Genomic DNA, 13,623 nt, shown 5'->3' with positions numbered 1-13,623 from the left:
GGACGCCGGCGCTCTTGGTCCAATCGTGGTACCTGCTTTGCCCGATTCCCGGTGTCCCGTGCCTAGCCTCGGCTCCGAACTCGGGAGGCCGCAGTGCTGAACACCGTGAAAGGGCAGGCAGCGGGTCTGACGAAAGACCAGCGCAACGCCTTCCTGGCCGCCTATCTAGGCTGGGCGATGGACGCGTTCGACTATTTCCTGGTCGTGCTCGTCTACAGCGAGATAGCCGACGAATTCCATGTCTCCCTGACGGACATGGCCTTCCTCACCACCGCGACGCTGGTGATGCGGCCCGTCGGCGCGCTGCTGTTCGGCATGTGGGCGGACCGCCGCGGCCGCCGCGTACCGCTCATGGTCGACGTCGTCTTCTACTCGATCGTCGGATTCGCCTGCGCCTTCGCGCCGAACTACACCGTGCTGCTGGTGCTGCGGCTGCTCTACGGCATCGGCATGGGCGGTGAGTGGGGCCTGGGAGCGGCCCTGGCCATGGAGAAGATCCCGGCCTCCAGGCGTGGCTTCTGGTCGGGGCTGTTGCAGAGCGGCTATTCGCTGGGCTACCTGCTGGCCGCCGTGGCGTTCTTCGTCATCGAGCCCGTCTTCGGCTGGCGGGGACTGTTCGCCTTCAGCCTGCTGCCCGCCCTGGTCGCGCTGTGGGTGCGCAGCCGGGTGGAGGAGAGCGAGGTGTGGGAGAAGAGCGTCCGGCTCAACCGCACCCCCGCGCACCAGGTGTTCAAGGACCCGGCGGTGCTGCGGCGCTTCGTCTACCTGGTCGCGCTGATGACCGCCTTCAACTGGATGTCGCACGGCACCCAGGACATCTACCCGACCTTCGTGAAGAAGGGCCTGGACCTGTCCGCGAACACCTCGATCGCGATCGCCGTCGTCTACAACATCGGCGCCATGATCGGCGGTGTGCTGCTCGGTGCGTACTCCGAGCGGCTGGGGCGCCGCCGGACGATCATGATCGCGGCTGCCGGGGGCCTGGTCGTGGTGCCGTTCTTCGTGCTGTCCACGACCGTCGGCTGGCTGATGCTGTCGTCCTTCCTCATGCAGGTGTGCGTGCAAGGGGCCTGGGGCGTCATCCCGGCCCACCTGACCGAGATGAGCCCGGACGCCGTCCGGGGCTTCTACCCGGGCGTCACCTACCAGCTCGGCAACCTGATCGCCGCGCTGAATCTGCCGATCCAGGAGGCCCTCGCCGAGCGCCACGGGTATCCGTCCGCGATGGCGTGGACCATCGTGCCCACACTGGCCGTGGTGATCCTGCTGAGCGCGATCGGCAAGGAGGCCAAGGGCGTCCGCTTTGGAACCAGCGGCTCACAGGCGCCGAGCACGACGGCGCGGGGCGCGGCCCAGCCCTGACGGGCAGTGTGCGGCACACGCCGGGTGAGCCCCGGCCGCCGCACAAGCCCTCGCGCAGGGCAGGCCTTCGCTGCCGCGCAGGTTCTTGCCGCCGGGTGAGCCGCGAGTGCTGTGGATGCCTCCGGCGTCGCACGAGCCCTCGGTGCCGGGGGAGGCTCCCGCCGCGTGAGCACCCGCGCCGTGCAAGCCCCCGCCACCGGAAAGCCCCCGCCACCGAGCGAGCCCCTGCCCGCGCAAGCCCCAGCCACCGCGCGAGCCGTACCCGGTGCCACCACCCGGCGCCACCGCCGCCGGCTCCGGCGGCGTCGTCACCGTCAGCGGGCCATCAGTTCACTGGGGCGGTGTCCCCCCGAACTTGACTTCCGCAGGGCCGAGTTCGAGGAAGACGGCGACTGGTTGAAGAGCGATTTCCCGGCCTGCACCGGGCACGCGCTCCTAGAGTGACCCCCATCCGACCGGAAGCAATGGAAGCACCGGAAGCACCGGAAACAGGGGGACGTATGACCGAGGACACCCGCAGCGCGGCACGCGCGATCATCGACGGGAACCTGTACATGGTGCTGGCCACCGTCGGCGCGGACGGCGCCCCCTGGGCCTCGCCCGTCTTCTACTCCACCGAGGACGGACGGGACTTGTACTGGGTCTCGTCCCCCGAGGTCACCCACTCCCGCAACATCGCCCATGAGCCCCGGATCGGCATCGTCCTGCACGACTCCCGGGCCCCGGTGGGCACGGCGAGTCCCCTCGCCCTGTACCTGAGGGCCACGGCGGAGGAACTCCACGGGGAGGAGGCCCTGGAGGGCCTGCGGGTGATCCCCGGCCCCGCCGGGCGCGGCGGCCGCTCCCTCGCCCCGGAGGAGGTGCGTCCGCCCGCCCCGTGGCGGGTGTACCGGGCCCGGGTCAGCGAGTACTCGATGATCTGTCCCCGCGGGGAGGGACGCTGCGCCGAACACGGTCTGGACTACGAACACCGCGCGGCAGTCCGCCTCTGACGAGGGATCACACAGCGTCCGGCCCTCTCACTCCCCGCGTTTTGGAACAGCGCTTCTCCTGCCCTGCATCAGCGCTGTACGGGCGCTAACCGGTCTCCCACGACAGTTGGATCACCGCTCCCGCCAGGGAGAACGGGGACCGAAAGGGAACGGCCACATGAGTACCGCCAGGACACCACAACGCAGGGCCATACTCACCGGCGGGCTGGCTGCCACCGCAGCCATGCTCACCGCCTGTTCGTCGAACTCGGACAGCACGAACGGGGGGAAGACGTCGGCCGTGGGAGCGGCGAAGACCCCCTCGCCCTCACCCGCGGCGGGCGCGCGACCGGACTCGCCCTGGGCGGCGTTCGCCCGGCTGATGGACGGCAACAAGCGCTGGGTGGACGGAAAGCTCCAGCACCCCGACCGTGACCCCGAGCGGCGCGAGTTCGTCGCCGAGGCACAGGATCCCTACGGCGTCATCCTCTCCTGCATCGACTCCCGCGTTCCGCCGGAGCTCGTCTTCGACACGGGCCTCGGCGACCTGTTCGTGATGCGCACCGGCGGGCAGGTCGTGGGACCGGTGGTCGTCGGTTCCGTGGAGTACGGGCCGATGACGTCCGGCACCCCGCTGATCGTGGTCCTCGGACACCAGCGCTGCGGTGCGATCAAGGCGGCCTACGAGGCGATGCGCGACGGCAAGAAGCTGCCCGGCAACCTCCAGGCGATCTCCGACGCCCTGCGGCCGGCCTACCGGGAGACCACCAGGGGGAAGCACGCCGACCCGGTCGACGCCATGGTGCGGATCCACACCAAGCAGACCGCCGCCGAGCTGCGGACCAACCGGGACCTCGCCCCGCTCGTGAAGAAGGGAGACCTGGCCGTCGTCAGCGCCTACTACTCGCTCGACACCGGCCGCGTGGAAGTCCTCACCGGCGCGCCCTCCGCCTGATCCGGAGAGATGACGTCGACCGGGCGGGAAAAACGTTCCACGCCCGGTCACGTTATACTTGCGGCGCCCGTGAAGGACACCGTCGTGCCTGGTCGCACGGCTTGCGACAGCGAGGGGGTGGACGCCGTTCCGGCACGCCCCGCCCGCATCCAGGACGTCGCGGCAGCCGCCGGCGTCTCGGTGTCCACCGTGTCGAACGTGCTCAACCGGCCCGAGCGCGTCAACGCACGGACCGCCGAACGCGTCCGCGTCGCGGTCGCCGCGCTCGACTACGTCCCCCACCCGGGAGCCGCCGGCCTGCGCACCGGCCGCGCCTCGGCCATCGGCCTGGTGCTGCCCGACGTGACCAACTCCTTCTACGCGCGCATCGCACGGGGCGCCGCGGACGCGGCCTACGACCACGGCTACTCCCTCGCCCTCTGCCACAGCGGGGACGCCCCGGAGCGGGAGCAGGGCTACTTCAGCATGCTCGTCGAGCAGCGGGCCGTCGGCGTCGTCGTCGTGCCGCTCAGCGCCGACCCGGGCCGGCTCGCCCGGCTGCGCGAGCGGGGCATCCCGCTCGTCCTGGCCGACCGCGCGATGCCCGACCGGGAGGGCTGCTCGGCCTCCGTCGACGACATCGCCGGCGGCCGTATCGCCGTACAGCACCTCCTCGACCGCGGCGCGCGCGACATCCTCGTCGTCAACGGCGAGCGCGGCATACGCCAGTGCGCCGACCGCTACCAGGGCGCCCGGCAGGCGGTGCGCAGCCGGCGCGAGGCACGGCTGGACCAGGTCGTCGCCGGGCGGATGACCGTCGCGTACGGCACACAGATCGCGCACGACCTCGGGGAACTGCCCGACGGGGTCTTCTGCACCAACGACTTCCTCGCGGCGGGCCTGTGCCGGGGCCTGACCGACCGTGGCGTGCGCATCCCCGAGGACGTTCAGGTGGTCGGCTACGGCGACCTCGACATCGCGACCTTCGGCGCCACCACCCTCACGACGGTACGGCAGCCGGTCGAGGAACTGGGCCGGGCGGCCGTGGAGATGCTCCTCGACGAGATCGAGGCCCGCGCGGACCACGTCCACGAGACCCGTGTCTTCGCCCCGGGCCTCGTCCTGCGTGACTCCACCCGGCCGCCCTCCGACGACTAGACCCCGCCACCCCGGCGGTAGGCCGGAATTCGCAGCGTCACCGGCCCCAACAGCCCCGAAGACAGCTGTGAGTCGAACGCCCAGGCCGTCGGCGTGGCCTCCGCGAGATAGGGCGCCAGCGTGCCCCGGACGGTCACCTCCAGCCGGACGGTACGCCCGGCGGCACCCCGCAACGGGAAACGGTACGGCGCGCAGAACGCCTCACCGGCCGGCTCCCCGTCGACCGACACCTCCACACTGCCCCGCACCCGCCCGAGATCCAGCACGGGATCGGGCCCCGGCGGCACCTCCAGCGCCCGCGCGTACGTCACGCCTCCGCTCCAACTGCCCAGCCCCAGCTCCCGCCAGTCCCCCAGGGGCAGCGGCGCCGGTACGGCGCGCACACGCACCGGCCCCCGCCAGGCGGAGCCGGCCCGCAGGACCGCCGTGGGTTCCGTGACCACCTCGACCGGTGCGGGCTCCGGGAGGGGGTGACGGAGACTGAGCTGTGCGTCCTTCAGGGGCAGTTCCGGCCCGTCCCCGACGCGCACGCTCGCGCTGAGCGCCAGCGGCAGGTCGAGCGACACCGTTCCCGCCGGCACGGTGAACCGGAAGCGCTGTGCTGTCGCGTGGACGTCGTCGGTGGACCGTGACGGCCATACCGTGCCGCCGAGCACCGGCCGGCCCGTGAGCCATCCGGAGTCCGGCAGCGGGTGCGGCCGTACCGCGGCGTGGCAGTGCTGCAACTCGCCCCGCCTGCGCTCGTCCTCGACGGTCCGCCCCCGCCGGCCGCCCGACTCGGCCTCCCAGCCGGCGCCGCTGACCAGGGCCGTCACCCCGGCCCCGGAACGCACCACCAGGTCGACGAACACCGCGTCCCGGGCGTCGGCGCTGTCGGCCACGACCTCCAGGGTGTGCTCGCCCGCCCCGAGCGCGGGTTCATGGCGGAAGAACATGGGCACGGCGCCCCAGTCCGCCTCGTAGTACTCCACCTTCTCCTGCCGCGCCACGACCTGCCCGTCGAGCAGCACGGTGACCGCCGAGGCGGCACCCACGACGAGCACCGCCCGCGCGTCGTCGCCCGGGACGTGGATGCGCGCGCGGTAGGTGACGCGGCCGTCCGGCCGCACACCGTCGGGTGGCCGCATGAACCTCGGACGCGGCCCGAGCCCGCCCGGCTCCGACAGACAGAAGAAGCTGCCCAGGGGAGTGCCCTCGGCGGCCGAGATCGTCGAGGGGCGGCCCTGAGCGCCGGACAGTTCGTACTCGAGCACGTTGCGGTCCCGGGCCACCGCGACCCGGGCGGAGGCCAGGTAACCGCCGCCGTCCGGCTCCAGCGGCTCGCCGTTCCACCACACCCGCTTGACGCACTCCGCGCCGACATGCAGTTCGGCGGGCCCCCGGTGATCGGTCTCCACGATGCCCCGGACCCGGGCGGCCGTTGTGCCGCCCGGCACCGGAACGCGCACGAACTCCTCGTTCACCAGCCCCTTGAGGCCCAGCAGCCCGCCCGGGTCAGGGATGCCCCGGCTCGACGAGTACACGGCGACGTCCCAGCCCGTGTCGGGTGGCACCAGGGGCAGTTCACCGGCCAGGATCCGCTCCACCGCCGTGGCGTCCAGCGGCTCGGGCACCTCATCGAACGGCACCGGTGGCAGGACACGGACCCGGTTGCCGTACGTGACCCGGGTCCGCTCCCACGTCCCGCCCTCGGTCCACTCCATGGCCCAGATCTGCGGTTCGTCCACCGACGAACCCGGGGGCAGTGCCAGATCGCCCCAGGTGTTGTCCATGGTGGGGACCAGGCGGCCGTGCCAGCCGGTCGAGACGTCGATCACCCGGGCGGGGGGCGCCTCCTGTTGCGGGCGCCTGGGCGCCGGCCGGCCCTCGCGCCACACGACCAGGGCCGCCGGGGCGCCGTCCAGCGGTACGTCGATGGTCGAGACGGCGCCGTCGGCGGAGACGGTGACGTGCGCGGGGGCGCGGGCGCCGGTCGCCGGGTTCCAGACCTCGGCCTCGGCGACCGAGGCCCGCACGGTGACGGACGAGGCGCCGACGGCATCACCCGAGGGGGAGGGCCCGCCCCGCAGCGGATGCGCGCCGATCTCGGGGAAGGCCGCCGTGACCAGTGCCACCGCCTCGTTGCCCGTCCGCCTGACGAGCAGTGGCACCTCGCCCGTGGCGTGACCGGCCGCGTCGGCCACGGCCGCCGCGCCCGACTCCGGGTCGCGCACCCGCTCCAGCCGGGGATGCGCCAGCAGGGCCGCGACCACCGAGTCGTCGCCGGACCGGCCGGCGGCCGTGGCCGGCGGACGGCCCACGACGACGACGCGGCCGCCCGCGTCGAGCAGTTCGGTCAGCCGCCGCGCCGTCTCCTCCTCCAGCACGCTCACCGACGGCAACAGCACCGCGCGGTATGCCAGGTCCCTGATCCGCAGGGCGCCGTCGGCGGCCTTGGCGCGCTGCACCGAGTCGTCGTCGACCACGTCGAAGGAGATGCCGCGCCGGTCCAGGGCGCCGGGCTGCGGGGCGAGCCAGTTGTTCGTGCCGCACAGGTCGAGGTAGTGGCGCTGTGTCTCGTCGGCGTCGGCGTGGCCGTCGCCCAGCCGGCCGTCGCCGAAGTGCCGGACGGGCGCGTCCAGCGGGACGAGGGCCTGCATCGTGGCGGTCGGGTGCAGGACCGCCACGTCGGCGGCGTAACCGCCCCAGGACATGATCGAGCAGATCCGGGCCACGGCCCGGGAGAACGCCGGGTACTGCTTCCAGTACGGCTGGCGCCAGTCGGTGGACGGCGGCGCCCACTCGAACCAGCCGCCCGCTGTGCCGAAGTAACTGGCGTGCGGGTTGTACAGGTTGGCGCCGCTGCGCAGGAACGGCAGCAGCCAGTGGTAGGTGTCCTCCAGCGTGCCGCCCCAGCCGGAGGAGTGGAACGCCTCGATCCACACCCGCTCGTGGCCGTAGAGGTGGGCCATGGAGGAGTGCACCTTGGCGTCGCCGTGGTGGTCGCTGCCGGCGGCACCGTACCAGCGGTGGGTGCGGAAGTAGTCGGTGTAGATCTGCGTCGACTGGGCTGGGTATCCGGCGCGGGCGGGGTGGCTCTGGTCGCTGCCCAGCAGCATCCCGCGCTCACGGTGCCATGCCGCCAGCGGCCGGAAGAGGGACTCTTCGGTGAGTTCCGCGCGGACCGCGTAGTAGTCGGCGCGGATCTTCGTCTCCGGCACGGGGGTGTCCGTGCCGAACAGGGCCGGCAGGTGGTCGAGCAGGTCGTAGCCTCGCCGGGCGCGGAACTCGTCGGCGAAGCGGTGGCTCCAGGCGTTCGTGCCCGGCAGTTCGTCCTGGAAGCTGCCCGCGATGACGGTGCCCAGGTGCTCGGGCACACGGCGGTCGTACTCGTGGTGCACGGCGTCCATCAGCAGGCCGACGGCGTGCGGGTCCAGGTAGTCGAACGCCGTGGGCACGGTGGTGACGAACCGTACGACGGTTCCGTCGGCGGCGGCGACGGCCAGGGTGTCCGGGCCGTCCGGGGCGAGGCCGAGGCGCCGGCCCTGCGCGGTGTACGCGGCCAGTGGGGTCTCGGCATCCCGCAGGGCGACGGTGCCCCGGGAGACGGTGACGTCGCGGCAGCGCAGCGCACAGCCCCTGGCCCCGGAATGACGCCGTGTCACACCGCCCTGGACATTGGCGCCGGAGAACCCGATCTGGTCGTAGAACCACAGGTGGGTGCCCAGCTCCGCCGCGATCTCGCAGGCGTCGGTGAAGCGTGCCCACCACTCCTCTCCGAACCACGCCGGATCGTCGGCCCGGGCGCCGAACGTCGGGCCGGCCGGGGCCAGGTTGATCACGACGAGGTCGTGGACGCCGCCCTCGGCGAACGCCCGCATCTGCCAGGCGAGTCGCTCACGGGTGACCTTCGCGCCCGACCACCACCACAGGGGGGCGGGACCGAAATCACGGGGCGGGTTGTCGAAAAGCTGCCGGAGCGCGGGGGAGATCACGGATGCGGTCCTTCCCCTAAAACGTTTTTAGGCCACCCTTCACGGTAGGCGACCAGGAACGGCCACGCCATACGCGAGCACGCCCCCGGGAAAGCCGACGTCATGTCACGCATGTCTGCGAGACACCTTGTTGCAACGTTTTTCTCGCCCTATATTCGCTGCGACCAGGCCCCCGGAACCGCGATGTCACCAGACGACGGAGTCGCATCATGGCCGGTACCCGCCCCATCCCCAAACCGCTCTGGAAGGCCGCCGCCCTGTCTGGCATGGCCTCCTATCTCGACGCCGGGCTGATCGTCAGCATCTCCGTCAACCTGGCCATCTACCGCGACAGTTACGACATGGGCGTGTGGATGGCCGGTGCGATCAGCGCGATCGTCACCGGCTGCATCGCCGTCGGATCCCTCGTCGGCGGCCGGCTCGCCGACCTCTTCGGGCGCCGCCGCGTCTACAACTGGGACATCTTCTGCTTCGCGCTCGGGGCGATCGTCATCACACTGGCACCCGACGACATCACGCTGCTGACCGGCGTCCTCATCGCGGGACTCGCGGCCGGCGCCGACCTGCCGACGTCCCTGGCCGTGGTCTCGGACGCCGCGCCCTCCTGGGCCCGGGGACGGCTCGTCGCCTTCACCCAGGTCATGTGGATGCTGGGCATCGCCGTCGCCATCTTCCTCGGCTTCGTCCTGTCCACCACGGGCATGACCGGAGCCCGGCTCATCACCGGACAACTGGCCGTCGCCGCGCTCGTCACCTGGGCCCTGCGCTCCCGCCTGAAACTCTCCGACGAACAGGACACGGAGGAGAAGACGGCGGCCGCCCCGCCCGGCAGCGCCCTGAAGAACATCCGGACGCGCGCCGCCCTGCTGCCGATGACCGCGACGTTCGTCTTCTACGTCACCTGGGGCCTCGGGGCCAACACCTTCGGTCAGTTCGGCACCTATCTGCTCGTCACCGTCAGCGACGCCTCACAGAGCCTGGCCACCGGAATCAACCTGGCCTTCATCCCGATCGGGGTGCTGCTCACCTTCGCCTTCGTCCGGGTCGCCGACACCCCCTGGCGCGACCGGCTGTTCCACGTGGCCGCGGTGGTGCAGATCCTCGCCTTCGTCATCGCGTCCCTGACCGCGGGCGCGCTCGTCGGCATGCTCGTGTTCTTCGTGCTCTACCAGCTCTCCAACCCCTTCGCCGGCGAGGCGAACTACAAGGTGTGGTCGCAGCTCACGCTGCCCGCGGACACCCGCGGCACCACCCAGGGCCTCACCTACGCCCTGGCACGGGGGGTCTTCGCGGTCGCCGCGTTCTTCACCCCCGCCCTGGCCGACTACAGCCCGGCCGTCCTGCTCTGGACGATCACCGCCTGCATGACGGCGGCCGCGTTCGCGGGCGTGTTCATCATCCGCGTCCTGGTCCCCCGTGCCACCGGCGCGGCGCAGGACAGAGCGGACCTGCGAGTCCCCAGCACCTGAGCCGCAGCACACCGACAAGGAGCACCGACCATGGCAACGACCGCGGACCGCACCGCCGGACGGGCCGCCGCCCTGCACGATCTGCTCCCGCCGGTCACCCGGCGCCGCACCCGGATCGGACTGGTCGCCGGCGGACTCGGCACGTACTGGCCGCAGTTCCCCGGTCTCCTCCCGCAGCTGAAGGAGTCGGCCGCCTACGTCGCCGAGCGCTTCCGCGGGATGGACGCGGAGGTGACCGACGCCGGGTTCGTCTCCGACGCACAGGAAGGCGCCCGCGCCGCCGAGCAGTTGCGCAAGGCCGACTGCGACCTCATCGTGCTGTTCCTGACGACTTACCTCACCTCCTCGATGGTGCTGCCGATCGCGCAGCGCACGCACACGCCGGTCCTGGTCATCGACCTCCAGCCGTCCGAGAAGATGGACCACGCCTCCTTCGACACCGGGGCCTGGCTGGCCTACTGCGGGCAGTGCCCCGTCCCCGAGGTCGGCAACGTCTTCCGGCGCGCCGGCATCCCCTTCCGGTCGGTGTCGGGCTGGCTGCGGCAGGAGTCGGCCTGGCGGCGCATCGAACAGTGGATCCGGGCCGCGCACATCCGCGCCGCGCTCCGGCACGCCCGGCACGGCCTCATGGGACACGTGTACCCCGGCATGCTCGACGTGCAGACCGATCCGACGCTGCTGTCCACCACCTTCGGCTCGCACGTGGAGGTGCTGGAGTTCGACGACCTGCGGCACCGGGTGGAGCGCGTGACCGAGCAGGAGACCAGGGAGCGCATGGCGCTCGCCCGGCAGGTCTTCACCCTCGACGACAGTGTGGTGGAGGAGGACTTCGCCTGGGGTGCGACCGTGTCGGTCGCCCTGGACCGGCTCGTGGCGGACTCCCAGCTCGACAGCCTCGCCTACTACCACCGGGGTCTCGACGGGGAGCTGCACGAGCGGCTCGGCGCCGGCATGATCCTGGGCGCCTCCCTGCTCACGGCCCGGGGCGTGCCGGCGGCCGGGGAGTACGAACTGCGCACCAGCGTCGCCCAGCTCGCCTCCCAGAGCGTCGGCGCCGGAGGCTCCTTCACCGAGATCCAGGCCCTCAACTTCGAGGACGGCGTCGTGGAGATGGGCCACGACGGACCCGCCCACCTCGCGGTCAGCGCCCGCGACCCCCTGCTGCGCGGGCTCGGCGTCTACCACGGCAAACGCGGCTGGGGCGTGAGCGTCGAGTTCGACGTCCAGCACGGGCCCGTCACCCTGCTCGGCCTCGGCCAGGACGCCGACGGCAGCCTGTCCTTCGTCACCTCCGAGGGCACCGTCGTACCGGGACCCCTGCTGGAGATCGGCAACACCACCAGCCGCGTCGACTTCGGCCGCGATCCCGGCGAATGGGTGGACGCGTGGAGCGCCACGGGCGTCGGCCACCACTGGTCCCTCGCCGTCGGCCACCACGCGGCCGACTTCAGGGCGGCGGCCAGCCTGCTGGGCGTCGACCACCGGAACGTGTGAAGGGAGATCGGGGCCGTCCCGCCCGGAGATGGGTGTCGCCCCCGCCCGGAGATGGGTGCGGACACCGATGGTGACGGGCCCGGAGCCCGTGTGAGGCTGGAGCGTCGCCGAGGCTCGCGTCGGTCGCCATGGCCGCGGCCTCGGGCGGCGCTGAGACGCGCACGACGCGTCCGCCCCAGCCCCACGAAGGAGGAGCCCCTATCCATCCCCGCACGGTGAAACGATCCGCCCCCAGCGCGCCCGCGAAGGCGGTGACCCGTGGGACACGCTGACAGCCTCCTCGCCATGGGCGGAGCCTTCCTGGCCGCCGCCCTCCTCGCCCGCCTCGGCGGCAGGATCGGACTCCCGACCATCCCGCTCTTCATGCTCGCGGGCATCCTGCTCGGCCCGCACACCCCGGGCCTGGTCATAGTCGAGGACGCGCACGACTTCGAGATGCTCTCCGCACTCGGACTGGTGCTGCTGCTGTTCTACCTGGGCCTCGAGTTCCACCTCGACGACCTCAGGAACGGCGGCCGGCGACTGCTGACGGCGGGTGGCATCTACCTGCTGCTCAACGTCGGCGCGGGGCTGGTCTTCGGGTTCGCGCTGGGCTGGGGTGTCCGGGAGGCGCTGGTGCTCGCCGGTGTCCTGGGGATCTCCTCGTCGGCCATCGTCACCAAGATCCTCATCGACCAGGGCCGCATCGGCCGCCCGGAGACCCGGCTCATCCTGGGCGTCATCGTGGTCGAGGACATCTTCCTGGCCCTCTACCTCGCCGCGCTCCAGCCGGTCATCAGCGGCGCCCAGGGCATCGGCGACACGGTGCTCCAGAGCGCCAAGGCCTTCGGCTTCCTGCTGGTACTGGCCGCGGCCGCCCGCTACGGCACGAAACCGGCCGGACGCCTGATCTCCACCCGCGACAACGAACTGCTCGTCATCAGCTTCCTCGGAGCGGCCGTCCTCGTGGCGGGAGTCGCCGAGGTCCTCGGAGTCGCCGACGCCATCGGCGCGTTCATGGTCGGGCTGATCCTGGCCGGCACGCCCTCCGGGCCGCGCATCCGGGAACTCGTGCATCCGCTGCGCGACGCCTTCGCGGCGATCTTCTTCTTCGCCTTCGGGCTCTCCATCGACCCCGGCGACATCGTCTCCGTCGTCGGACCGGTCACCGCGGCGGCGGCACTGACCGTCGTCATGAACGTTGCCGCGGGACTCCTCGTCGCCCGCGTGTACCGCTACGGCACCGAGCCCGCCGCCGAGATCGCCACCACCCTCGTGGCCCGCGGGGAGTTCGCCCTGATCCTGGCCGCCATGGCCGCCGGCGCCGGGCTCGACGCCCGCCTCGCCCCGTTCATCGCCGGGTACGTCCTCGTCCTCGCGATCCTCGGCCCCATCGCCGCCGGCCGGGCCCACCTGCTCGCCCGCGCGCTCCGCGCCGCCCAGGACCTCCGGCCCGGCCGCACGGTCCCGTCGTACGACACCGAGCCCCGCCCCCGGGACGACAGCGCATCGTCGTCCGCCTCCGCCGCGCTGCCCACCGAGGCCGAGCGCTAGCGCACTCCCGGCTCGGGGCTCGCGGGCCGGTTCCGGACGGTCTTCATGCCCAGCTTCTGGAGCGGGTTCGCGCGGTGGCGCTGTTCCCGGACACCCCCTGGGCCGGTGCCGGCGGGCAGGGCACGAGCACGCCTGCCCGGAGGCGGGCTCCCTCCGGCGCGCCGCCATCCGTGCCACCACCCATCATTGGCCGAACATCCGCCTTACGGCAGGGCGTTCGTAGGGGGCGGCCACCGGGAAGGATGAGGATTGGGCCCGATGGCGGACACCGTTGGAGGAGGGAGAGGCTGAAGCCCTGGTGAGACCGGCCGCGCCGCGCGTCGGCGGGCTGTCTCCCTCCGTATCGCCACGCGGCCCGACAACCCAGGACTTGCCATGGCCTCGGCCGTGCCCTGCCTCGAAGCGTGTCGGGTTCCGGGAAGGAGAAGCCGTGCCCCAGTCCGAAGACCAACGTCTCGTCGACCTCGAAGCACGACTCGAGCGGGAGGACCCCAGGTTCACCCGGGCCATGAGATCAGGCCGCCCGGCCCGGCCCCGGGAGTACCGGCGTACCGGAGCCTGGTGGGGGCTGGCCGTCGGCGTGGCCGTCCTGGGCTCCGGCATCGCCCTGGCACAAGGGCTGCTCATCGCGGCCGGGCTGGTCCTCGTCGGCATGGCGGCCCAGCTGGCCGACCCGGACCCGAGCCGCCTGGGGCGTCAGCGGCAGAGGCGCTGGTGACCTGTGCGCC

The 13,623-nt window shown here is 72.2% G+C and carries 9 protein-coding genes; 8 read left to right on the top strand and 1 reads right to left on the bottom strand.

Features of this window, described 5'->3' with window-relative positions:
- The first annotated feature begins 93 nt into the window (after positions 1–93).
- The 4 genes from CP976_RS04870 (at position 94) to CP976_RS04855 (ending at position 4,425) form a co-directional block, all read left to right on the top strand.
- The gene (locus tag CP976_RS04870) at positions 94–1,362 is read left to right on the top strand and encodes an MFS transporter (RefSeq protein WP_150479182.1); all 1,269 of its coding nucleotides are present in this window, start codon (positions 94–96) and stop codon (positions 1,360–1,362) included.
- Between the two features lie 500 nt (positions 1,363–1,862).
- A complete protein-coding gene (locus CP976_RS04865) occupies positions 1,863–2,354 on the top strand; it encodes a pyridoxamine 5'-phosphate oxidase family protein (RefSeq protein WP_167537278.1) in 492 nt (163 codons plus the stop codon).
- A 157-nt stretch (positions 2,355–2,511) separates the two neighbouring features.
- Positions 2,512–3,288 carry a carbonic anhydrase gene (locus tag CP976_RS04860; RefSeq protein ID WP_190147028.1) on the top strand — a complete coding sequence of 259 codons (777 nt, stop codon included), beginning with the start codon at positions 2,512–2,514 and terminating at the stop codon, positions 3,286–3,288.
- Positions 3,289–3,405: 117 nt separating this feature from the next.
- Positions 3,406–4,425 carry a LacI family DNA-binding transcriptional regulator gene (locus CP976_RS04855; RefSeq protein WP_150485234.1) on the top strand — a complete coding sequence of 340 codons (1,020 nt, stop codon included), beginning with the start codon at positions 3,406–3,408 and terminating at the stop codon, positions 4,423–4,425.
- On the opposite strand, the gene CP976_RS04850 is transcribed toward CP976_RS04855, so the two are convergent.
- Positions 4,422–8,399, bottom strand: a complete 3,978-nt coding sequence (locus CP976_RS04850) for a glycosyl hydrolase (RefSeq protein ID WP_150479180.1) — start codon at positions 8,397–8,399, stop codon at positions 4,422–4,424. The two genes, CP976_RS04855 and CP976_RS04850, sit on opposite strands and share 4 nt — an antisense overlap.
- A 209-nt stretch (positions 8,400–8,608) precedes the next feature.
- Here CP976_RS04850 and CP976_RS04845 point away from each other — a divergent pair, with 209 nt between their 5' ends.
- From CP976_RS04845 to CP976_RS04830, 4 genes are all read left to right on the top strand, one after another.
- Entirely contained in the window at positions 8,609–9,868 is a 1,260-nt protein-coding gene (locus CP976_RS04845) for an MFS transporter (RefSeq protein WP_150479179.1), read from the top strand.
- A gap of 30 nt (positions 9,869–9,898) precedes the next feature.
- Positions 9,899–11,362: an L-fucose/L-arabinose isomerase family protein gene (locus CP976_RS04840; protein WP_150479178.1), complete on the top strand. Its 1,464-nt coding sequence runs from the start codon at positions 9,899–9,901 to the stop codon at positions 11,360–11,362.
- 258 nt (positions 11,363–11,620) lie between these two features.
- Positions 11,621–12,895 (top strand): cation:proton antiporter, encoded by a 1,275-nt coding sequence (locus tag CP976_RS04835; protein ID WP_150479177.1) that lies wholly within the window; start codon positions 11,621–11,623, stop codon positions 12,893–12,895.
- Positions 12,896–13,325: 430 nt separating this feature from the next.
- Positions 13,326–13,613, top strand: coding sequence for a DUF3040 domain-containing protein (locus CP976_RS04830; RefSeq protein ID WP_150479176.1), 288 nt, complete (start codon positions 13,326–13,328; stop codon positions 13,611–13,613).
- Positions 13,614–13,623 lie beyond the last annotated feature (10 nt).

Origin of the sequence: Streptomyces coeruleorubidus (assembly GCF_008705135.1) — a bacterium.
GTDB classification, from domain to species: domain Bacteria; phylum Actinomycetota; class Actinomycetes; order Streptomycetales; family Streptomycetaceae; genus Streptomyces; species Streptomyces coeruleofuscus.
This window is presented reverse-complemented; position numbering and strand designations above follow the sequence as displayed.

Excerpts from the sequence above, each read along its gene's own strand:
- CP976_RS04840 (WP_150479178.1), top strand. The coding sequence starts at position 9,899 with ATGGCAACGACCGCGGACCGCACCGCCGGACGGGCCGCCGCCCTGCAC.
- CP976_RS04860 (WP_190147028.1), top strand. The coding sequence starts at position 2,512 with ATGAGTACCGCCAGGACACCACAACGCAGGGCCATACTCACCGGCGGG.
- CP976_RS04845 (WP_150479179.1), top strand. The coding sequence starts at position 8,609 with ATGGCCGGTACCCGCCCCATCCCCAAACCGCTCTGGAAGGCCGCCGCC.
- CP976_RS04865 (WP_167537278.1), top strand. The coding sequence starts at position 1,863 with ATGACCGAGGACACCCGCAGCGCGGCACGCGCGATCATCGACGGGAAC.